The sequence below is a fragment of the Varunaivibrio sulfuroxidans genome (assembly GCF_029318635.1).
Taxonomy (GTDB): Bacteria; Pseudomonadota; Alphaproteobacteria; order Rhodospirillales; family Magnetovibrionaceae; genus Varunaivibrio; species Varunaivibrio sulfuroxidans.
Window position 1 is genome coordinate 2,235,861 of sequence record NZ_CP119676.1, and the last position, 21,769, is coordinate 2,257,629.

Consider the following 21,769-nt stretch of genomic DNA (forward strand, 5'->3'; position numbering starts at 1 on the left):
AGTGAAGAGGTTAGCGATGGCGATCAAGTGGGCCCCCGATTCATGGCGTTCCAAACCGGTGCGACAGATGCCGACGTATCCGGACGAGAAGGCCCTGAAAGGCGTCGAAACCACACTGAGCAACTTTCCGCCGCTGGTGTTCGCCGGCGAGGCGCGCAGCCTGCGTCGCCAATTGGCCGAGGTCGCCGAGGGCAAGGCGTTTTTGTTGCAAGGCGGCGATTGCGCCGAGAGTTTCGCCGAATTTCATCCCAACAACATCCGCGACACCTTTCGCGTTTTGTTGCAGATGGCGGTCGTTCTGACCTATGGCGCGGCATGTCCGGTGGTCAAGTTGGGACGCATGGCCGGTCAGTTCGCCAAGCCGCGCAGCGCCGACATGGAGACCATCGACGGCGTCACCCTGCCGTCCTATCGCGGCGACATGGTCAACGCCATGGAGTTCACGCCCGAGGCGCGGATCCCCGACCCGGCGCGTTTGGTCCAGGCGTACAACCAGTCGGCGGCGACGCTAAACTTGCTGCGCGCTTTCGCTCAGGGCGGATACGCTGACTTGCAGAAAGTCCAGCAATGGAATCTGGGCTTCGTCTCCGACCTGCCAATGGCGGATCGTTATCTCGATCTGTGCTCGCGCCTGAACGAAGCGTTGGCGTTCATGGCGGCGTGCGGGCTGACGTCCGAAACGACGCCGCAAATTCGCGAAACGGATTTTTTCACCTCGCATGAAGCTCTGCTTCTAAATTACGAACAGGTGATGACCCGCGTCGATAGCACCACCGGAAATTGGTACGATACCTCGGCGCACATGCTGTGGATCGGCGAGAGGACGCGCCAGCTCGACGGTGCGCATGTCGAATACATGCGGGGCATCGCCAATCCGATCGGCTGCAAGATCGGGCCTTCGGTGGGCGCGGATGAATTGATTCGCCTGATCGACGCCCTTAACCCGAAGAACGAGGCCGGTCGGCTGACCCTGATCACGCGGATGGGCGGCGAAAATGTCGAACGCGTGTTGCCGGGCCTGATCCGCGCCGTGGCGCGCGAGGGGCGCAAGGTGGTGTGGTCGTGCGATCCGATGCACGCCAATACGGTGAAAAGCTCCAACGGCTTCAAGACCCGCCATGTCGATGCGATCCTGGCGGAAGTGCGCGCCTTCTTCGCCGTGCACAAGGGCGAGGGCAGTCACGCGGGGGGCGTGCATTTTGAAATGACCGGCCAGGACGTCACCGAATGCGTCGGCGGCGCGCGCGCGATTACCGAGGCGAATTTGTCGGACCGCTATCACACCCATTGCGACCCGCGCCTGAACGCTTCGCAGGCGTTGGAGCTGGCCTTCCTGCTCGCGGAACAGCTGAAAGACGACCGCATGGCGGAGAAAAAACGCCTGCGCGCCATTGGCGAGGACTGAGCCTAAACCGGCTCGTCTTCGGACAGCTCTCGCAGTTGATGCAGGAAGGCGACCGCGGCTTCGAGTTTGTCGGCGCCGTATTCGGTCATCTCCTTGAGCCGACCTTCGACACTATCGGTGGCGTCGATCAAATCGGAAAAAAGACGACGTAGAAAAATTTCAAACATGTCGGGCGTCATTTCCCAGCCGACGTCGGGGCCGTCCAGGGCGGTTGGCGCCAGTTGATCGTTGATGATGCGCAGGAACCAGGCCTTGCGCGTGCGCAAATCTGAAAAATGCGTGACCATCTGCATTTGCGCATCGAGAATGATCCGCTGCGCCCGAGGGTCGGCATCGACCAAATTCCAGTCGATGTCGCCGTTGTTGTCCGCTTTCAAGCGATCGACCACCTCTTGGCATTTATCTTGGAATGTTTTCACAACGTCGGCGCCGAGCATGATGTTGACCGCCAGGAAAAACCCCGGCAGCATGCGCCGGGATATCCGGCCCTCTCCGATCGCTTCCCCATGGCGTGGAAAAAGGGTTTCAAAACGCTTCACGATCAGGCGATCGAAGGGCGGTCGATTGATCGTTTGCCAGCGAATCACCTTCTGGACATGTGAAGATTCTTCCAGGGTCTGCTCGAAGACCTTGGATAGGGCGTCGGTTTTGGCGCGGAACTCGTCGCTCAATTGCGCCAGATCGCGCATCGTCAAAGCGCCGCCGCGCTGATTCGCCTCGGCGATCAGGCGGTCGATGAACGTGGTCACCACGGCTTCGGCCAAGGCGCGGCTTTTACGCGCCTGGGCCTCGGACCGAGGTGGTTTTTTTTCATCCGTCCGGGGGGGCGCGTCGCTCATGGTTGACTCGGATGTTGCGGTTGAGATCGGCGCCGTCGGGGCGCCCGCGTTCATAGGTATATAGACATGAATGCCGAGAAAAACAAACAATAGCGAGGGCGGGCGGAAGGCGAAATCGTCTTAGGTGTGCGGGGGCGTCGCGGTGGGGGCATAAAGGGTGCGAAGAAAAGCCTCCAGGGTTTCGCAGTGCGCATTTTCCCGGAGGTTCGCACTGCGCCCGCTATCGCCTAAGGCGAGACGCTGGCGAAGATTGTGAAACAGGGCGCGCAAAATATTGACGGCGCCCGGCGTGTCCAAGACCCAGTCGTGAGCGCCCTCACCTTCAAAGGCGTATAGGGAAAACGGCGCAAGCTCGAAATTGATGAGATCGCGCAGCCAGACGGTACGCTTGGCGAGATCATCGAAGTGGGGGACGATGCCAATGAGGAAACCGTCAACGGCGTTGTTGGCTTCGACATTGTCATAAAATACTTGCCAGTTAATGGGGCCGCTGTCTCCGAAAAGGTCTTGGAGCATTTCACGGCACCGCCCCTGGATATCTTGAAACGCCAAACTGCCGGTCATTTTCTCCAAGGCGAGGAATAGGCCGGGCAAAATCCGGCGTGAAACTAAGCCGTCCGCGAGAGGCGCGTCGAAGCCGTGTTCGGGAGGGAACAGACGGGATAGGCGGTGGGTCAGCAGCCGTTTGAACGGGTCCTTGCGCACGCGGTCCCAAACCTCCTGGTCGCGGAGCACCTGGCAAGCCTCGAATTGATCGCGAAAAAGGGCATCCTGTTCCTTGGTGATGCCTTTTTTGAAAAGCCGCGTTCGGCGCAACAGCATTTCCCGGTCGATCGGCTGCGCCGACGGGGCCTCGGCGAGTAAAAAATCGACAAAGGCGTCGAGCAAGATGAAGGTCTGGTGACGGCACATGTCGGTACCGCTTTTTTCGCTGTCGGTTTTTGTCGTGGCGGCTTTTGGCGCGGACGATTGGACATGATCGGTGGGCGCAACCATGAGAGTTCCTTTGTACCCCAGTGCGTCGAAATGACGTCTTATAGACTCTACGCGATAACGGGTTCGGGTATAAAGCGGGAAGTCCCGAAACGAGACTTATTATTATATAGTCCGATTTACGGCCCGCGGCTCTGGACCGTCGCGGCTTCACGTTGACAGCGCGCGACCCTGCGCATACCCTCCGGCGAATACTTGGGACCGCTGGGTTGAACCATTTCATGACGCAAGATCTGATCATCGCGTTGGCGCAAATTAATCCCACCGTTGGGGACATCGACACCAATGCGGCGCGGCTGCGCGACGCCCGCGGGAAGGCGCATTTGGCGGGGGCCGATCTGGTTGTCGCCGGAGAGTTGGCGATCGCGGGTTATCCGCCCGAGGATCTTGTACTCAAACGCAGTTTTCAAAGCCAGATCATACGCAAGGTGAACGCCTTGGCCGAAGAGACCGGAGATGGCGGACCCGCGCTTTTGCTCGGTGCGCCATGGCTGGTGGACGGGGTGCTGTACAATGCGGCGCTTTTGCTCGACAAGGGGGAAATCGCAGGCGTCGCGTTGAAACGCGATCTGCCCAACTACGGCGTGTTCGACGAAAAAAGAGTGTTCGCGTGCGGCCCCGCTCCCCAGGCGCTTTCGTTTCGCGGCGTGGCGCTGGGCGTGATGGTCTGCGAGGACATGTGGACGGCGCACGCCGCCCTCGCCCTGAAGCGCGCCGGGGCGCAGCTTATTGTTGTGTTGAACGCCTCGCCCTACGAGCAGGACAAGTCCGGCGTGCGCCGCGCCCTCGCCCAGCGGCGCGTCCAGGAAACCGGTCTGGCGCTGGCCTATGTGAACATTGTCGGTGGGCAGGATGAACTGGTCTTTGACGGGCGCTCGTTTTTGCTTGGCGGCGACGGCGAGGAGGGGCCGTCCCTCGCCCCGTGGCAAGAGGCGCTGGGGATCGTGCGTTGGCGCGCGGACCGGGGACGGTGGGACGTGCTCGAAATGCCCGAAAGCGATCTCGCCGGCGGCCTTGACGGTGACGTTCCCGAAGCGGGATCTCTCGCGGATATCTATTGCGCCCTGGTGATGGGACTGCGCGATTACGTCAATAAAAATTATTTTCCCGGCGTGATCATCGGCATGTCCGGCGGCATCGACAGCGCCCTGAGCGCTGCCCTAGCGGTTGACGCCTTGGGCGCCGACCGGGTGCATTGCGTGATGATGCCCTCGCCCTACACCTCGCGCGATAGTCTTGATGATGCGGCGCAGGCCGCCGCGCTGCTGGGCGTGGCGTATGACGTGATTTCGATCGAGCCGGCGATGACGGCGTTCTCCGGGATGCTCGAAAAACAGCGCGCGCCCTGCGCCGTGGTCAATACGCAAGGCGGCGACACCACGGCGGAAAACATCCAGGCGCGCGCGCGTGGCGTCACCTTGATGGCGCTGTCCAATACCTTCGGGCACATGGTGCTTTCGACCGGAAACAAATCGGAGATGTCGGTGGGTTATGCGACCCTTTACGGCGACATGTGCGGGGGCTACTCGGTGCTTAAGGATGTCTACAAGACAAGCGTGTTCGCGCTGGCGCGCTGGCGTAACGCCCATGGCAACGCGATTTTCAAGGGACCGCGCGGGCCGGTCATGCCCGAGCGGATCATCACCAAGGCGCCCTCGGCCGAATTGAAACCCGATCAGACCGACCAGGACACCCTACCGCCCTATGCGGATCTGGACGATATTTTGTCGTGCCTAATCGAAGGGGACATGTCCAAGGACGAGATCGCCGCGCGCGGCCATCCCCTGGAGATGGTGAAAACCGTCTGGCGGATGGTTGATCGGGCCGAATATAAGCGCCGCCAGGCTCCCCCCGGAGTAAAAATTTCCGCGCGCGCCTTTGGACGCGATCGGCGTTATCCGATCACCAACGGCTTCACAGCTTGAACCATCATCCCACCATCCGATAAAGGTCCATTGGCGCCATGACTTGCACAGTTCGTTTCGCTCCTAGCCCCACCGGGCTTTTACATGTTGGCAACGCGCGCATGGCGCTGGTCAACGATTTGTTCGCGCGAAAATCCGGGGGGCGTTTCGTGTTGCGCTTGGACGACACCGACGCGGAGCGTTCGACCGTCGCCTTCGCCCAGGCGATCGAGGAGGACCTCGCTTGGTTGGGCGTGCGCTGGGACGTCGTGGAACGCCAGAGTGCGCGGCTGGCGCGCTATGACGAGGCGTTCGCGCGGTTGAAGGCCCAGGGCCGGGTTTATCCCTGCTACGAGACGCCCGAGGAACTGGATTATAAGCGCCGCCGTCTGATGGCGCGGGGTAAGCCGCCGATCTACGACCGCGCCGGGGCCATGCTGGACGACGCCGAACGCGCGCGCTTCGAGGCCGAGGGCCGCCGTCCTCATTGGCGCTTCAAGCTGTCCGACGGCGCGATCGTCTGGGACGATTTGGTGCGCGGCCCGGTGACCTTCGACAGCGCCAACTTGTCCGATCCGGTGATCCGCCGCGCCGACGAAAGTTGGTTGTACATGCTGCCCAGCGCCGTTGACGACATCGACATGGCGATCAGTCATGTGGTCCGCGGCGAGGACCATGTCGCCAACACGGCGGTGCAAATTCAAATGTTCGAGGCCCTGGGCAGCCCGGCGCCCACGTTCGCCCACCTGCCCCTGATGACCGATCTTTCCGGCCAGGGATTGTCGAAACGCCTCGGCTCTCTGTCGTTGCGGGAACTGCGCGAAAACGGCATCGAGGCGACCGGCTTGGCGTCGTATTTGGCGCGCCTGGGCACAAGCGATGACATCGAGGCGCTCGGCTCTCTGGACGCGCTGGCCGAAGGCTTCGATTTTTCGCATTTTTCCCGGGCCGCGGCGAAATTCGACCCCGATCACCTGTCGCGGATCAACACCCAGGTGATCCACGCCATGGCGTTCGCCGAGGTTCGCGGGCGATTGGCGGGGCTGGAGCCGATGACGGAGGCGTTTTGGATCGCGGTGCGCCCTAATCTGTCTCGGCTAGGCGACGCGGCGATCTGGCATAAGGTGTGTTACGGCGCGATCGATCCGGGCGCGACGCAAGACCGGGAATTCCTGCACGCCGCCGCCGATCTCCTACCCGGCGAACCGTGGGACGCGGAGACCTGGAAAACCTGGACCGCGGCGGTGAAGGGCGCGACCGGGCGCAAGGGTAAGGCGCTGTTCATGCCGCTGCGGTTGGCGCTGACGGGATTGGACCATGGTCCGGAATTGAAAAACTTGCTGCCGATTATCGGTCGTGCGCGCGCCCTCGAGCGGTTGCGTGGAGTCTAAGAACGAGGGGCGAAGATGACGATCCACCTGTACAATACCCTGGCGCGGGAAAAAGAAATTTTCACACCGATCGACGCCGCCAATGTGCGCCTTTATGTGTGCGGGCCGACGGTGTACGACTACGCCCACATCGGCAACGCCCGTCCGGTGGTCGTGTTCGATGTTCTCAACCGCCTGTTGCGCCATGTTTACGGGGACGACCATGTGCGCTACGTACGCAACATCACCGACGTGGATGACAAGATTATCGCCGCCGCCGCCGGCGGCGGGGAAGCCATCGCCGACGTCACCGAACGCACGGAAAAAGCCTTCCACGAGGATATGGCGGCCTTGGGGGCGACGGCCCCCGATGTCGAACCGCGCGCGACCGAACATATCGCGCAAATGATCGCGATGATCGGCAAGCTGACGGCCGCGGGCCATGCCTATGCCGCCGACGGCCATGTCCTGTTCGCCGTTAAGACGATGCGGAACTACGGGCGGCTTTCGCGACGCTCCGCGGACGAGATGATCGCCGGGGCCAGGGTCGAGGTCGCGCCCTACAAACGCGATCCCGCCGATTTCGTGCTCTGGAAACCGTCGAGCGCCGAGCAGCCCGGCTGGGACAGTCCATGGGGAAGGGGGCGGCCCGGTTGGCATATCGAATGTTCGGCGATGAGCGAAAAGCACCTCGGCGTGACTTTCGATATCCATGGGGGCGGTCAGGATTTGATTTTTCCCCATCACGAAAATGAAATCGCCCAAAGCACCTGCGCCCATGGCGGATCGCCATTCGTTAAGTACTGGATGCACAACGGTTATGTGATGGTCGAGGGTGAGAAAATGTCGAAATCGCTGGGTAATTTCTATACCGTCCACGACCTTCTGAAGGATTTTCCGGGTGAGGCGATCCGTCTGACCTTGTTGCAGACCCATTACCGCCAACCCTTGGATTTCCGTAAAGACGCCCTTTGCGCCGCCAAGGAGACGCTTGACGATTTTTATCGCACTTTACGCCAGGGTGGGGACGTTCAGGCCGATCTCGACGGCGGGGTCCCCCAGGACATCCTCGACGCCCTCTGCGACGATCTGAACACGCCCCAGGCGATCGCCCACCTGCACGCCTTGCGCCACGCGATGAACGTCGCCGGCGACGATCGCGCCCGCGCGCGCGCCAAGGGCGACCTTCTCATGGGAGGGGCGCTCCTGGGGATATTGGGACGTCGTCCCGCCCAATGGTTCGATTGGCAACCCGCCGGGCAGGTGGGATTGGATGCGGCGCGGATTGAAGAAATGATTGAAAAACGCCTGCAGGCCCGCGCGGCGCGTGACTTCACCAAGGCCGACGCCATTCGTGATGAACTGAAGGCACACGGAATTCTGCTTGAGGACGCCGACGGCGCGACGACCTGGCGGCGCAACTGAAGCGCGCGGTTGACATCGCCGGAGCCGGCGACAATATCTGAAAAGACGTCGCGAGAGCGGGTCCTACGTAAAGTCACGGCGGCCATGGGTTGAGATCAAACATGAAACCGTAGTGTAAAATGCAAAAAATACACTTAACGATTGCGCATTTGTGGCGTGAATGATTTTATGCGTCTTTGACATGGGATACATCGCTGCATGGCGAAGGGGGGGGGATTCGGCCCGAATTCTCGTTCGGATTCGAGTTTTCGTGCGGCTTTGCGCGGTCGGACCAAGGTAATCGAACTTTGGGACGCGATATCAAGGAGCGCGAAGCGTGGGTATTGAAAAAGGGGGATATACGAGGTGACCCGACGTTGCGGATGTGCGCGCCGGGAACTTTGAAGTGAATTTCCCTTCACGCACGAAGGGCTGGATGTCTGGCATGAAGCGTAAGATGGTTAAGAAGCGTCGGGGCGTGAGGCCCGCTAAAGGCGAGGCGGTTGACCTCCCGGCGCATGATAACGAGACGCCGGTTGGCTTGGACCTGAATGCGGGCAGCGGCGTTCTGGGAACGCTGAGTCGGGAGATGCGCACCCCCCTGAACACCATTATTGGTTTTTCGGAAATGATGGATCGGGAGATTTTGGGCCCGATGACGCATCCTCAATACCGGGAATACGCGCGCGATATTTACCGTTGCGGCCAGACGCTTCTCGGCCTGTTGAACGAACTCCTTGAGGCGAAAAGGCTGGAAACTTTTGCTTCGGGCGACGACGACGGGGCCGATAATATCGTAGAGTTGGCCCCGGACATGGTTTGCGTGTGCCACGAAGAGTGTATCACGCGGATTAACCCCGCCGGCGCGGCGATGGTTGGCCTTCCCAGCGACACCCTTTTAGGGCGCCCGTTTGTCGATCTTTTGCTTCCGGAAAGTCGCGCCTTGCTTGGCGAGAAGGGCGTGCACGGTCTTTGCGAGCACGACCAGCGGATTTCCCTGGTTTTGCAAGGTTTATCGGGACGCCGGGTCGAGGTCGAACTGGCGGCCGGACGGTTGCAGGACGGCAGTCGCACTGGGGTTTTGATTGTCGCTCGTGATGTGACCGACCGCAACACGCGGATGAAGGAGGTTGTCGATCGCGAAGAATACCTGCGCGGCGTTATGGCGGCCGTTAGCGACGGCATTGTTACATTTAATGAACACGGTGTAATCGAAACCGCCAATCCCGCAGCCGAGCGTATCTTCGCTTACGCCGAGGAAGACGTTCTGGGTAAGAGCATTGACGCCCTGATTCCCGAACTGAGATTTTCCGGGCAGGTGGGAACCGGGTTGATTTTTAGCCTGTGCGATGGGCTTGTCATCATTCCCGCCCAATGGGTGGAAACCCAGGGAAAACGTAGCGAGGGGAAAAAATTTCCCTTGGAGTTTTCGATTAGCAGTTTTCATTTGCGGGACCGGACGCATTACATTTGCGTGTCGCGCAACATCGCTATGCGCAAGCAAAACGAGGACAAGCTGCGCTTTCTGGCGACCCGTGACCCTTTGACTCATTTACCCAACCGTTACATGTTCGAAGAACGCCTCCATCAGGCGATCGTGCGCGCGAAGGATCAAAACGAAAACATCGCCGTCATGTTTATCGACCTGGATAATTTCAAGAACATCAACGACGCCATGGGGCATTCTACGGGGGACGCCGTGCTCCGTTTGGCGGCGGAAAGGTTACTGTCCTGCGTGGACGCCGAGGACACCGTGGCCCGTCTGTCGGGGGATGAATTTACCGTTATTTTGAAAGGTGTGCGCGATGAACAGCATACCGCGGCCATCGCCGAGAAAATGCTCGAAACCCTTTCTCTCGCCTTTCACGTCAAGAACCGCGAAGTTTTCACCTCGGGCAGCATTGGGATCATTTTGTGTCCGCCAAAGACCTATACGGCGGAAGAGATGGTTAAAAATGTGTACTCGGCGTCCCACTACGCCAAGAAGTGTGGACGCAATAATTATCAATTTTACAATGCCTCGCTTTCCATGGACGCCTTGCGCCGGATGGCGGTCGAAAACGGGTTGCGCAAGGCGTTGGGAAACGGCGAACTGGAACTGCTTTACCAACCGAAAGTCAAAATGGGTTCCTTCGAGATCATCGGGGCGGAGGCTCTCGTGCGTTGGACCAGTTCCGAGCTGGGGTCGGTTTCTCCGGTTGAATTTATTCCCGTGGCCGAACAAAGCGGTCTGATCATTCCCATCGGCGATTGGATTTTGGAAACCGCCTGCCGGCAAGCGAAACACTGGTACGATCAAGGACGGCACGATGTGCATGTGGCCGTCAATCTGTCGGCGGTGCAGTTTCGCGAACGGGACCTCGCCGGACGAGTCATGCAGGTATTGAGTAGTGTCGGCCTGCCGCCCGGGTGCCTCGACCTGGAATTGACCGAAAGTATGTTGGTCGATGACGCCGAGGAAACGGTGGCGGCTCTCAACCGACTGAAAAAAATTGGCGTTACTCTATCCATTGATGATTTCGGAACGGGTTATTCGTCGCTCAGCTATCTGACCCGTTTTCCTCTCGACGCATTAAAGGTCGATCGGGCCTTCGTGACCGGATTGCCGGACGATGGCGACGCCGTGACAATGGCCAAGGCGATTGTCAGCATGGCGCAAAATTTGGGCTTTAAGGTCGTCGCCGAAGGAATCGAAACCGAACGCCAGAACGCCTTCCTACACGCCCTGGGTAGCGATATCGGCCAGGGTTTCTTGTACAGCCGACCGCTACCTCTGAGCGCCTTCATGGCGCTTTTGAAAAACGGGCGGCCCTTGTTCCGCAATTCTCCCGCAGATACCCTCCGCCCGCGAGGCGGGCCGGCGGACGAAATCGGGCCGCACGCCTGAAGACGGCGCCCCTCCCTTGTCGATGTTCGCTAACGCGGGAGGCTTCGCCGGGGATTAGGCGCCGATTATGGCGTCAATTTCGGCCTGAGCCATGGTGGTTTCACTGCCGTGAATATTCGCGCTGGCCATATCGAGGAGGCGTTGAATCGTTTGCGAAAGGGCGCTGGCGTTCGCGCGCACCAAATCCATGTCGCCATTGTTGATGTCGTGTTCGAGCCGTTCGATGCTGGTCAGGAGGAGACGGTTGATCTGGACGATATTTTTTTCAAACGGGACTTTATATTTGGCGGGAACGAAATCATAGGCTTCGATCGCCAATTCCTTGTCGGCGATGGTGCTGTCGCGAAAGTGTTCCTGATATGGCTTGGGCTGCCATTGCTTGGCCTCCTCCAGCAGTTCGGGCATGTCCGCCAGCATTTCGAAAACCATGACGACTTCATTGAAATGGTTCAGATAGTCTGTCGCCAGGAGAGTGTCTTCATTGACGTTCGTGCCATGGGCTCGGGCTTTCAACTCTAGAAAACGGTCCATTTCCTCGGGGGTTTCAAAATCGTCGCGACTCGGTTCAATCATGGCATCGTTTCAATTTGTCCGCGCCGGTGAGACGTCGGAACTTTTTCTGTTGCGGGGACCACCCGCGACGGCGGATGGTGGCCGATCTTCATAACGACACAAGACTATAGTACCATGCAGCGAGGCGTGTGCCGGCCCGAAAATTCTAAATTTGAATAACAATAAACGTTTGTTTTCTCCGCGCCAAGCCGCCTTTGCGCGCCGGAGCGGTGCGGGGGGCGTCTTTCGTATGGGAAAACCTTGTGCCCTGGGCGCATTTTAGGCATTCTCGCGCTTTCATGATTTGAACCGATAAACGATGGTGACGATGAGCGACAAGCGCGTCTATTTGTACGACAGCACGTTGCGTGACGGAGCGCAGACACAAGGAGTCGATTTCGGCCCCGCCGACAAGGTTGCGATCACCCGCGCCCTGGACGCGTTGGGGATAGACTATGTCGAAGGTGGCTGGCCCGGGGCCAATCCGACCGATGACGCCTTTTTCGCCGCGCCGCCGGAAACCAAATTCACCCATCTGACCGCGTTCGGCATGACCCGCCGGGCGTCCCATGGCGTCGATAACGACCCGGGCTTGAACCAGCTGCTGTCCGCCAAGGTGCGTCATGTCTGCATGGTTGGCAAGACGTGGGATTTTCATGTCGATGTCGCGTTGGGTATCGCCCACGCGGAAAATATCGCCATGATCGGCGATTCGGTGGCTTATGGCGCGGCCAAAGTCGATGAAATTTTGTTCGACGCCGAACACTTCTTCGACGGTTACAAGGCCAACCCCGAATTCGCCCTGGCCTGTATCGTCAAGGCTTATGAAAGCGGCGCGCGCTGGGTGGTTTTGTGCGACACCAACGGCGGTACGCTGCCGCATGAAATCAGCGCCATCGTCGGTGAGGTGGCGCAAAAAATTCCCGGCGCCCACCTGGGCATTCACGCCCACAACGACACCGGCAACGCCATCGCCAATTCCCTGGCGGCGGTGCGCGCGGGCGTGCGTCAAGTCCAGGGCACCTTGAACGGCCTGGGCGAGAGGTGCGGCAACGCTAACCTGATTTCGATCATCCCGACCTTGGTCCTGAAGATGGGCTATCGGACCGGAGTGACGGAACAGTCGATGCGGCGCTTGACCCATGTCTCGCGCCTGCTCGACGAACGGCTCAATCGCGCGCCGGACAAACGCGCGCCGTATGTCGGTGAATCCGCGTTCGCCCACAAGGGCGGGTTGCACGTCTCGGCGGTCGAAAAGGACCCGCGCAGCTACGAACACATCGATCCCGAATTGGTCGGCAATCATCGCCAAATCGTGGTCTCGGATCAGGCCGGGCGGTCCAACATCCTGGCGCGCTTTCGCGAGATCGGCATCGAGGTCGATCCCAAGGACGGCAAACTCGCCGAGCTGATTGATACCGTCAAGGGCAACGAATTCGACGGCTACGCCTATGACGGCGCGGAGGCCAGTTTCGAGATTCTGGCGCGGCGCATTTTGGGATCGGTGCCCGATTATTTTCATTGCACCAGCTTTCGCGTTATCGATGAGCGGCGCTGGAACGCCCGCGGCGAACTGATCACGTTGTCCGAAGCCACCGTCAAGGTGGCGATCGGTAAGCGCAAGGCGATGGCGGTGGCCGAAGGCAACGGTCCGGTCAACGCCCTCGACGCGGCGCTCAGGAAGGTGCTGATGCCGATTTATCCCGATCTCGAAGATTTGCGCCTGGTCGATTACAAGGTGCGCATCCTGACTCCCGGCGACGCCACCGCCGCGGTGACGCGGGTGATGATCGAGTCCAGCGACAGCACGGGGCGCAGCTGGGGGACCGTCGGCGTTTCGGCGAACGTGATCGACGCCTCCTACGATGCGCTGCGCGACAGCATTATTTACAAGCTGTTTTCGAACGGCGTCGCCAGTGGGCACGCGTAAGCGGATGGCGGGCACGCAATCGCGACGACCGGCCAAGTCCACGGTGCGCAAGACCGACGGCCCGGCGGTGGTCCTGGTCGAACCGCAGCTGGGGGAAAACATCGGCATGGTGGCGCGCGCCATGCTCAACGCCGGGCTGACCGACTTGCGCCTGGTCCGTCCGCGCGACGGCTGGCCCAACGACACCGCGAACAAGACGGCGTCCGGCGCATCCTTGGTGTTGGAAACGGCGCGGGTCTTCGCCACCACCGCCGAGGCGGTTGGTGACGTGCAAGTTCTGTACGCCACCACGGCGCGCCCGCGCGACATGAACAAGGACGAGGTGACGCCACGCTTCGCCGCCGCCCAAATGCGCACGCACCATCAAAAGGGCCTGAAGACGGCGGTGTTGTTCGGGCGCGAATCCAAGGGCCTGCACAACGATGACGTGGCGCTGGCCGACGCACTGATGATCGTGCCGCTGAACCCGGCGTTCAGTTCGCTCAATCTGGCCCAGGCGGTGTTGTTGATCGGCTACGAATGGTTTCAGGCGGCGACGCAAAAGCCCGATATCGAACGCGCCATCCGCACCGACACCCGGCCCGCGACCCGCGATGAAATGGTCGGCATGTTCGGGCAATTGGAAGATGCCTTGGATGACAGCGGGTTTTTGCGCCTGAAGGCGAAGCGGGCGACCATGGTGCGCAACCTGCGCAACATTTTCGTGCGCGCCGGGCTGACCGAACAGGAGGTGCGCACCCTGCGCGGCGTCATCTCTAGCCTGACGCGGCGCTGAGCTGCGCCGCCGCCGGGCCGGTCCCGGGTGAGCGGGTATTTTATACCCGTTCCGACAGCCAGATCGCCAGCTTCGAGCCTCTTTTGATCGCCGTTGATAGCAGGTCGTAGCCTGGCGCCTGGCGGGCGCCGTGATCGAGTCCGGTTTGGCGATGCTCTAGTTCTTCCTCGCGAAACTTCCGGCAGGTCTCGCGCAGGTCTTTTTCGTCGTCGCCCAGGGCCTCGATCTGTTTGGCGTAATGCTCGTCGATCGCCTCTTCGACGGCGACCGTACAGGCCATGGCGGCCTTCTCGCCGAGCAGGGCGGCGCCCGCGCCTAGGGCGTACCCGGCAATATGCCACAGCGGGGTAAGCATCGTCGGGCGCGCCCCACGCGCGCGGGCCAAGTCGTCGAAGGTCGCCAGATGATGTTCTTCCTGTTTCGCCATGTGGCGAATGATGGCCCCGCTGGGACCGTCGCCCAGCACCGCGAGCTGGCCCTCGTATATCCTGACCGCGCCGTATTCACCGGCTTGATCGACGCGGATGATGCGTTCGACCAACTGCGCGCGGGTGGGGTCGCCGGGAAGGCGTCCGCCACGTGGCGTCGTTTTTGCGTCCTGCGCCGTTTTTCCGTTTCGGGGGGGCGTGTTGGGGTTCGCTTTGGGGGAGGAGGTGGATTTTTGTTTTGACGTCATGTCGGGTCCGATCATTGGGGGTCGATGGGCCGCCGGTAGGGGCGCAACCGCCCGGCGGCGCTTGTCGCCGCCAACCCCAGGAACAAAGAGAATACAATATTCCAGCCCGCCATGGAAATGCCGAACAGCGTCCAATCGACCTGATCGCAGGGTTTGACGGGTTTGTGGTGCAGGCTGGCGAGCAACTGTTGCGGGGTCATATGCGCCGGCAGTCCCCCCGCGCAGCCTACGGCGGACTGCCACCAATGCTGCTCGACCCCGACATGATAGACCGCGACCGCGGTTCCGATGAAAAAGGCCGCCGCCATGGCGTATAAAATCCGCCATGCCCACGTCGGTCGCCACAACGCCGCGACACTCAACACGACAACCACGGCGAAGGGAACGCGTTGGATCAAGCACAGATGGCACGGTTCCAAGCCGAAGCCATACTGGGCGATATACGCCGCCATCAACGCCGCCGCGCTAACGACGGCGAAAAAAAGAGGAAAGCTGCGTTTGTCTGTCATAGGGCTCCTATGGATATTTGCACGTCTCCGCTTCGTTCCGCCTTGCTCCGCCCTAAAATACGTATTTAATCAAGGCGAAGCCGCCGAATAACAAGATGAAGCCGAAAAGGGCCAATTTTCCCAGATGCACTTCAATGAAATGACGGATGGGTTCGCCATAATACCACAGCAATCCGGCCTCAAGAAAGAAGCGCGCCCCGCGCGACAGCCCCGAGGCGACGGTGAAGACGCCGAGATTGAGCCCGCTGACGCCGCTGGCGATGGTGAACACTTTATAGGGAATCGGCGTAAACCCGGCCCCGGCGACGATCCACGCGCCCCACTGATTGTAGTAAGACTGAAAAACCTGAAATTTCGCCGCGTAGCCGTAAAAATCCAATACCGGACGGCCGATGCTTGCGAACATGTAATACCCGATGGCGTAACCGAACAGGCCGCCGACGACCGACCCTAGGGTGCTGACGGTGGCAATTTTCCACGCCTTGGAGCGTGAGGCCAGGACCATTGAAATAATCAAAAGATCGGGCGGCAGCGGAAAGAAGGAGCTTTCCATGAAGGCGACGGCGGCCAGCGCCCACATCGCATAAGGCTTGGCCGAAAGGTCCATGGTCCAGTCGTACAGGTGTCTGAGCAAAGAAATATCCTCGTATAGGGGCGCGCCGCGCCCGGGAAGCCGAATTGAGCTTTACCAGCGCCGAGCCGCGGGGGCAACGGGCAAACGGGACGGGTAACCGAGCGGGGAGCGAAAAGTCGTTAATCGGTGTTGACCGGGGCGAAACCTTGGCTATGATGAGCCGCTTCGTGGCAGGGCCCCTGTGGCGGAATTGGTAGACGCGACAGACTCAAAATCTGTTATCCGAAAGGGTGTGGGAGTTCGACTCTCCCCGGGGGCACCATTTTTCTTTTCCCATTTATGAGCGGCGGCGCGCCCGGCATTTCGGTGGGCGCGTTTTGTGTTTTTGGCTTAGGCCTTATGACAGGCCACTCGGTGGCCTGGCGCGAGCTCCCGGAGCGTCGGAATTTCGCGTGCGCATATCTCGTCGGCCAGCGGGCAGCGGGTGCGAAAAACACAGCCTGACGGCGGGTCGGTGGGCGAGGGCAGATCGCCGCTGAGAACGACCCGATGTTTGGCCCGTTCGCGTTTAGGGTCGGGGATCGGCACCGCCGAAATCAAGGCCTGGGTATAGGGATGACGCGGGCGGGCATAGAGCGCGTCGCGATCGGCCAGTTCCATGATCTTGCCCAGGTAGAGCACCATGATCCGGTCGCTGATGTGGCGCACTACGGAAAGGTCGTGGCTGATGAACAACAGGGCGACGTTGAAATCGCGTCGGAGATCTTCCAGAAGATTGACGATCTGGGCCTGGATCGACACGTCGAGCGCCGAGACCGGCTCGTCGCAGACGATCATCTTGGGGTGCAGGATCATGGCGCGGGCGACGCCGATGCGCTGGCACTGGCCGCCGGAAAATTCGTGGGGATAGCGGTTGATCATGGTCCCCAGCAAGCCGACGCGGTCCATCATCGCGCGGACCTCGGCGCGCAGGTCGTCCTTGGACATCTTGGGGTTGTGGGTGCGTAGCGGCTCGCCGATGATCTGCCCGATCGTCATCCGCGGGTCGAGGCTGGCCAACGGGTCTTGGAAAATGATTTGCATGTCGCGCCGGTGGGGGCGCATGGCGTGCGGCGATAGCGTGGAGATGTCCTCGCCCAGCCAGACGACGCGGCCCGCCGTGGGCGCGACAAGCTGCAAGATCGCCCGTCCGAGGGTCGATTTTCCACACCCTGATTCGCCGACGATCCCCAACGTTTCGCCTGCCTTCAATGCGAAACTGACGCCATCGACCGCCTTGAGGGGGATCGGGCGGGCCAGCCAACCTTTTGTGGGGACATCGAAGTGAACCTTGAGATTTTCGACGCTGAGGAGGGTGTCGTTCATATGGTCATCTCCGCCCGGGTGACATGACACGCCCGCGCCCGTCCACTCTCGGCTCCATCGAAGGGCGTCAGGGACGGAACCGTGATCGCGCATGGCGCGACCGCGTGGGCGCAACGATCGCGAAAAGCACAGCCCGTGGGCAAGTTTTGCAGGTTGGGCGGCTGGCCGGGGATGGCGTACAGGTGTTTTTGCGCGCCAAGATCGATGCGCGGCATGGCGCGCAGCAACCCTTGGGTGTAGGGATGACTGGCGTCGTAAAAAATATCGTCGGCGCCGCCCTCCTCGACGACGCGCCCGCCGTACATCACCAGCACCCGTTCGCACAGGCCCGCGATCACGCCAAGGTCGTGGGTAATCATGACGACGGCGGTGTTCAGATCTTTTTGCAGGCGGGCGAGCAGTTCCAAAATTTGCGCCTGCACCGTGACGTCGAGCGCGGTCGTCGGCTCGTCGGCGATCAGCAATTGTGGTTCGCACAGCAGGCTCATCGCGATCATCACCCGCTGGCGCATGCCGCCGGAAAATTCGTGGGGATACATGGCGATGCGCTGGGCAGCCTGGGGAATTCCGACGAGGTCGAGATATTCGACCGCCCGCTTCAGCGCCGCGTCCCAGGACATCCCCTTGTGTTCGACCAAAACTTCGCTCATTTGCTTCGATATTCTCAGGTGCGGGTTGAGCGAAGTCATCGGGTCCTGGAAGATCATCGCGATTTTATTGCCGCGCACGCGGTCCAGTTCGGAGCCGGGGCGGTTCAAGATCTCGGCGCCCTCGAAGAGGACCGATCCGTCGGCCCGTCCATTCTTGGCGAGCAGGCCCATGATCGACAAAAAAACCTGGGTCTTACCCGATCCCGATTCGCCGACCACGCCGACGCTTTCGCCGGGATTGATGGCGAAATTCAGATCGGTGACGGCGGCGACCTCGCCGTCGGGGGTGGTGAAGCGGGTGTTGAGGTCCCGAACGTCGAGAATGGCCGTCATCGTTAGCGGTCCTTCGGGTCCAGGGCGTCGCGCAAGCCGTCGCCGATGAAGTTGAAGCAGAACAACGTGACGGCGAGGAAGACGGCGGGGAAAATCAGCATCCACGGCGCGGTTTCCATGACCCGCGCGCCCTCGGAGATCAGCACCCCCCAGCTGGTCAGCGGTTCCTGAACGCCGAGCCCCAAGAACGAGAGAAAACTTTCGGTCAAGATCACCTGGGGGATGGTCAGCGTCATGTAAACGATGACCGGTCCCAGCACGTTGGGGATGACGTGGCGGAAAATGATGACGCGGCTTTTGACGCCGACGGCCAGCGCGGCCTCGATATATTCCTTGCGCCGCACCGATAACGTCTGCCCGCGCACGATGCGCGCCATGGTCAGCCATTCGACGGCCCCCAGGGCGATGAAAATCAGGAAAATGTTGCGCCCGAAAATGACCATCAGCAAAATCACGAAAAACATGAACGGCAGCGAATAGAGGATATCGACGAAGCGCATCATGAAATTATCGACGCGCCCGCCGAAATAGCCCGCCACGGCGCCATAGGTGACGCCGATCACCAGACTGACCGTGGTCGCCAACACGCCGACCATCAACGATACCCGCGCGCCATACAGGGTGCGCACGAACAGATCGCGCCCGTTGCCGTCGGTGCCGAACCAAAAACCGTGGGCGAAATTGGGCGGCGCCTGGATGAAATCCCAATAAACCTCGTCATAGGGATGAGGGCTTAGCCACGGCGCGAGAATCGCCATGGCGGTAATGACGGCGAGAACGATCATCGAGGTCACGGCCGCCTTGTTGCGCATCAGGCGGCGGCGGGCGTCCTGCCACAAGGACCGCCCGGCGATTTCCGCGACCCCGGCCATGGCGTCTTTTTGCATCATTTTTTGGCCCTCAATTTCGGGTCCAGGAAGCTGTAGATCACATCGACCAGCAAATTGAGAACGATAATCAAGGCGGCGTAGAACACCACCACGCCCATCACCAGGGGGTAATCGCGGTTAAGCGCGCCCTGCACGAAATAGCGCCCGATGCCGGGCACCTCGAAGATGGTTTCGACGACCACCGAGCCGGTCATGATCGCCGCCGTCGCCGGGCCCAGGTAGGAGACCACCGGCAGCAGGGCCCCCTTCAGGGCGTGGCGAAACAGCACGATCCGCCCGCCCAAGCCCTTGGCGTGGGCGGTGCGGATGTAGTTGGAGTGCAGCACCTCGATCATCGAGCCGCGCGACAACCGCGCGATATAGGCGACCTGCGGCAGGGCCAGGGTGACGATGGGCAAAACCTTGTTGATCCAGGCGCCGCCTCCCCACCCCGCGACCGGCAGCCACGACAGATAAACCCCGAACACCAAAGTCAGGATCGGGGCCATCACGAAGTTGGGTATGGCGATGCCGGTCATGGCTACTCCCATGACGGTGTAGTCGGTGGCGCTGTTTTGCCTCAGCGCCGCCAGCGCGCCGAACAATACCCCGAAGACCAGGGCCAGCGCGATCGCCGTGCCGCCCAACTGCATGCTGGCGGGAAGGCCGTCCAAGATCAGGTCCCTGACCGTGAAATCGCGCACCATGTATGACGGCCCGAAATCGAAGACCAGCAGCCTTTCGACATAATGGACATATTGCAGGGCCAGCGGCTTATCCAAGTTGTAAGCCCGCAGCATGTTGGCTTCGATTTCCGGCGGCAGGTTGCGTTCGCGGTCGAACGGGCCGCCGGGGGCGAGACGCATGATGAAGAACGACACGGTAATGACGATAAACAGCGTCGGGATGGCGCTCAGCGTGCGCCGGACGATGTATGAAATCATGGGACGATCCCCGGCCTGGAAAAAGAATAGCCGGAACGGCGGTTGCGCGCCGTTCCGACCGGGTTCGTCACTTCGTCAACGTCAGCCATCGGGTGCGGTGGATGTCCTTGGTGTTGTCGATCCATCCCTTGACCCTGGGCGAGACCAACTCCTTGGAGATATAATAGTAAATCGGCATTACCGGCTGGTCGGCCATGGCGATGGCCTCGGCCTGGCGCATGACGTCGGCGCGCTTTTTCAGATCGACCGTTTGGGCGGCCTGGGCCATCAAGCGGTCGAAGCTGGCGTCTTTGTAACGGCCATAGTTCAGCGCCCCGGTGTGACTGTCGAGCAGGTAGAGAAAATCCTGGGCGTCGTTGTAGTCGGCGATCCAGCCGGCGCGGGCGACCTGGAATTTGCCCTGCTTGAGATTGGCGTAATGGACCTTGGCCTCGGCATTGTATAGTTCCGTTTGAACGTCGAGTCCCTTCCACATCGCGGCGACGGCGACGGCGATGCGCTTGTGATTTTCCGAGGTGTTGTAGCTGAGCGTGAGCTTCAGCGGATGATCGGGGCCGAAGCCGGCGGCCTTCAACAAGGTCTTGGCCTCGGCGAGGCGCTTGGCGTAGGGCATGTCCTTCCATGTCACATAGGACGGCGTACCGTAGTTATCGACCCCCGGAGGGACGAAACTGTAGGCTGCGATCTCGCCGGTTTTCAGCACCTTATCGACGATCACCTTACGATTGATCGCCATCGACAGGGCGCGGCGCACGCGCACGTCGGTAAACGGTTTCTTGGTCGTGTTGACGACGTAGTAATAGGTCCCCAGGTAGGGCGCGATGCGGATATCGCTCGCCATGTTGGCGCGCAGCCAGTTGATTTGGCCCGATGAAATATCGGTATCGACATCGATCTCGCCGGCGCGGAAGCGTTTTTGCGCCGCGGCGCGGTCTTCCTGCGGGTAGTAGACGACGCGGTCGATATGAACGTTGGCGGCGTCGTAGAACTTGGGGTTTTTCTTCAGTTTGACATAGGAGTTGGGCACCCACTTGTCGAGAACGTAAGGCCCGTTGGAGACGATATGGCCGGGCTTGATCCAGGCCTTGCCCCATTTTTCGATAACGTGCTTGGGCACCGGCCAGGCGGTGTAATGGGTCAGCAGGCCGAGGAAATACGGCGTCGGACCGGAGAGGTCGATTCGCAAGGTGTTGGCGTCGATCGCCTTGACGCCCAGGGCGTCCGGTTTCATCTTGCCGGTGTTGACCGCCTCGGCGTTCTTGATCGGATACAGCAGCGAGGCGTATTCGGCGGCGGTCGCCGGGTTCAAGATACGCCGCAGCGAGAAGACGAAATCGTCCGCCGTCACCGGCACGCCGTCCGACCAAGTGTGGGGGCGAATTTTAAAGGTGTAGGTCAGCCCGCCGTTGCTGATCTTGTAGCTTTGCGCCGCGCCGAGCACCGCCTTGCCGGCGGCGTCTTCGGTCATTAACCCCAAGAACATGTCGCCGACGATGCGGTTTTCCCAAGTTCCCGAAACCAGTTGCGGGTCGAGCGTCGCGGGCTCGCCCATGTTGGCGACGCGCAGAACGCTTTCGCCGTGGGCAGGGGCGCTTAGCGTGCCCAAACCCGCAAGCAGGCCGGTCGCGCCGATAACGGCCGCGACCAACGCGCGGCCCCATTTGATTGTGCGTGATGTCATTTTATGCTCCCCGCCAGGGTCTTCGTCGCGCGGCCCTGTTCGTGTGATGGTTTTGTGGGCCGGTCGGCCCTGCTAGCTTCAAACGTTAACGCCGGGATAGGGTCCGGGC

The 21,769-nt window shown here is 60.7% G+C and carries 18 protein-coding genes and 1 tRNA gene; 8 read left to right on the forward strand and 11 right to left on the reverse strand.

All coding sequences use genetic code 11. The annotated features are described in order from the left end of the window. Positions 1-16: 16 nt before the first annotated feature. On the forward strand, positions 17-1,405 hold the full coding sequence (locus tag P3M64_RS10530; RefSeq protein ID WP_132939892.1) for a class II 3-deoxy-7-phosphoheptulonate synthase: 1,389 nt from the start codon (positions 17-19) through the stop codon (positions 1,403-1,405). A 2-nt stretch (positions 1,406-1,407) separates the two neighbouring features. Here P3M64_RS10530 and P3M64_RS10535 read toward each other — a convergent pair whose 3' ends face one another. Both P3M64_RS10535 and P3M64_RS10540 read right to left on the reverse strand, forming a co-directional pair. Next, a complete protein-coding gene (locus P3M64_RS10535; protein WP_132939893.1) occupies positions 1,408-2,244 on the reverse strand; it encodes a hypothetical protein in 837 nt (278 codons plus the stop codon). A 120-nt stretch (positions 2,245-2,364) separates the two neighbouring features. Continuing rightward, positions 2,365-3,240 (reverse strand): hypothetical protein, encoded by an 876-nt coding sequence (locus P3M64_RS10540; protein WP_132939894.1) that lies wholly within the window; start codon positions 3,238-3,240, stop codon positions 2,365-2,367. Between the two features lie 218 nt (positions 3,241-3,458). On the opposite strand from P3M64_RS10540, the gene P3M64_RS10545 reads away from it, so the two are divergent. The 4 genes from P3M64_RS10545 (at position 3,459) to P3M64_RS10560 (ending at position 10,802) form a co-directional block, all read left to right on the forward strand. Then, complete coding sequence (locus P3M64_RS10545; RefSeq protein ID WP_132939895.1) at positions 3,459-5,162, forward strand: NAD+ synthase; 1,704 nt, start codon at positions 3,459-3,461, stop codon at positions 5,160-5,162. A 38-nt stretch (positions 5,163-5,200) separates the two neighbouring features. Then, positions 5,201-6,532, forward strand: coding sequence for a glutamate--tRNA ligase (gene gltX / locus P3M64_RS10550; RefSeq protein ID WP_132939896.1), 1,332 nt, complete (start codon positions 5,201-5,203; stop codon positions 6,530-6,532). A gap of 15 nt (positions 6,533-6,547) precedes the next feature. After that, entirely contained in the window at positions 6,548-7,936 is a 1,389-nt protein-coding gene (gene cysS, locus P3M64_RS10555) for a cysteine--tRNA ligase (protein ID WP_132939897.1), read from the forward strand. Between the two features lie 457 nt (positions 7,937-8,393). After that, positions 8,394-10,802: an EAL domain-containing protein gene (locus P3M64_RS10560; protein WP_165886393.1), complete on the forward strand. Its 2,409-nt coding sequence runs from the start codon at positions 8,394-8,396 to the stop codon at positions 10,800-10,802. A gap of 54 nt (positions 10,803-10,856) precedes the next feature. On the opposite strand, the gene P3M64_RS10565 is transcribed toward P3M64_RS10560, so the two are convergent. Next, complete coding sequence (locus P3M64_RS10565; protein ID WP_243644834.1) at positions 10,857-11,375, reverse strand: hypothetical protein; 519 nt, start codon at positions 11,373-11,375, stop codon at positions 10,857-10,859. Between the two features lie 307 nt (positions 11,376-11,682). Between P3M64_RS10565 and cimA the strand changes: the two genes are divergently transcribed. Both cimA and P3M64_RS10575 read left to right on the forward strand, forming a co-directional pair. Further along, on the forward strand, positions 11,683-13,284 hold the full coding sequence (cimA, locus tag P3M64_RS10570) for a citramalate synthase (RefSeq protein WP_132939899.1): 1,602 nt from the start codon (positions 11,683-11,685) through the stop codon (positions 13,282-13,284). Further along, positions 13,271-14,059: an RNA methyltransferase gene (locus P3M64_RS10575; protein ID WP_322111149.1), complete on the forward strand. Its 789-nt coding sequence runs from the start codon at positions 13,271-13,273 to the stop codon at positions 14,057-14,059. The genes cimA and P3M64_RS10575 overlap by 14 nt, the downstream gene beginning before the upstream one ends. Positions 14,060-14,099: 40 nt before the next feature. On the opposite strand, the gene P3M64_RS10580 is transcribed toward P3M64_RS10575, so the two are convergent. From P3M64_RS10580 to P3M64_RS10590, 3 genes are read right to left on the reverse strand one after another with little or no spacing between them, the layout of a single operon-like run. Continuing rightward, positions 14,100-14,735 carry a demethoxyubiquinone hydroxylase family protein gene (locus tag P3M64_RS10580; protein ID WP_132939900.1) on the reverse strand — a complete coding sequence of 212 codons (636 nt, stop codon included), beginning with the start codon at positions 14,733-14,735 and terminating at the stop codon, positions 14,100-14,102. A gap of 11 nt (positions 14,736-14,746) precedes the next feature. Then, on the reverse strand, positions 14,747-15,244 hold the full coding sequence (locus P3M64_RS10585; RefSeq protein ID WP_132939901.1) for a disulfide bond formation protein B: 498 nt from the start codon (positions 15,242-15,244) through the stop codon (positions 14,747-14,749). 52 nt (positions 15,245-15,296) lie between these two features. Further along, positions 15,297-15,878 carry a YqaA family protein gene (locus P3M64_RS10590; protein WP_132939902.1) on the reverse strand — a complete coding sequence of 194 codons (582 nt, stop codon included), beginning with the start codon at positions 15,876-15,878 and terminating at the stop codon, positions 15,297-15,299. A gap of 175 nt (positions 15,879-16,053) precedes the next feature. On the opposite strand from P3M64_RS10590, the gene P3M64_RS10595 reads away from it, so the two are divergent. Continuing rightward, positions 16,054-16,140 (forward strand) — tRNA-Leu (locus P3M64_RS10595). Between the two features lie 68 nt (positions 16,141-16,208). On the opposite strand, the gene P3M64_RS10600 is transcribed toward P3M64_RS10595, so the two are convergent. From P3M64_RS10600 to P3M64_RS10620, 5 genes are all read right to left on the reverse strand, one after another. Next, positions 16,209-17,183: an ABC transporter ATP-binding protein gene (locus P3M64_RS10600; RefSeq protein WP_132939903.1), complete on the reverse strand. Its 975-nt coding sequence runs from the start codon at positions 17,181-17,183 to the stop codon at positions 16,209-16,211. After that, positions 17,180-18,166 carry an ABC transporter ATP-binding protein gene (locus P3M64_RS10605; protein ID WP_132939904.1) on the reverse strand — a complete coding sequence of 329 codons (987 nt, stop codon included), beginning with the start codon at positions 18,164-18,166 and terminating at the stop codon, positions 17,180-17,182. Before P3M64_RS10605 ends, P3M64_RS10600 begins: the two co-directional genes overlap by 4 nt. A 2-nt stretch (positions 18,167-18,168) precedes the next feature. Next, the gene (locus P3M64_RS10610) at positions 18,169-19,056 is read right to left on the reverse strand and encodes an ABC transporter permease subunit (protein ID WP_132939905.1); all 888 of its coding nucleotides are present in this window, start codon (positions 19,054-19,056) and stop codon (positions 18,169-18,171) included. After that, on the reverse strand, positions 19,053-19,979 hold the full coding sequence (gene oppB, locus P3M64_RS10615; protein WP_132939906.1) for an oligopeptide ABC transporter permease OppB: 927 nt from the start codon (positions 19,977-19,979) through the stop codon (positions 19,053-19,055). The genes P3M64_RS10610 and oppB overlap by 4 nt, the downstream gene beginning before the upstream one ends. 67 nt (positions 19,980-20,046) lie before the next feature. After that, positions 20,047-21,660 carry a peptide ABC transporter substrate-binding protein gene (locus tag P3M64_RS10620; protein WP_132939907.1) on the reverse strand — a complete coding sequence of 538 codons (1,614 nt, stop codon included), beginning with the start codon at positions 21,658-21,660 and terminating at the stop codon, positions 20,047-20,049. Positions 21,661-21,769 lie beyond the last annotated feature (109 nt).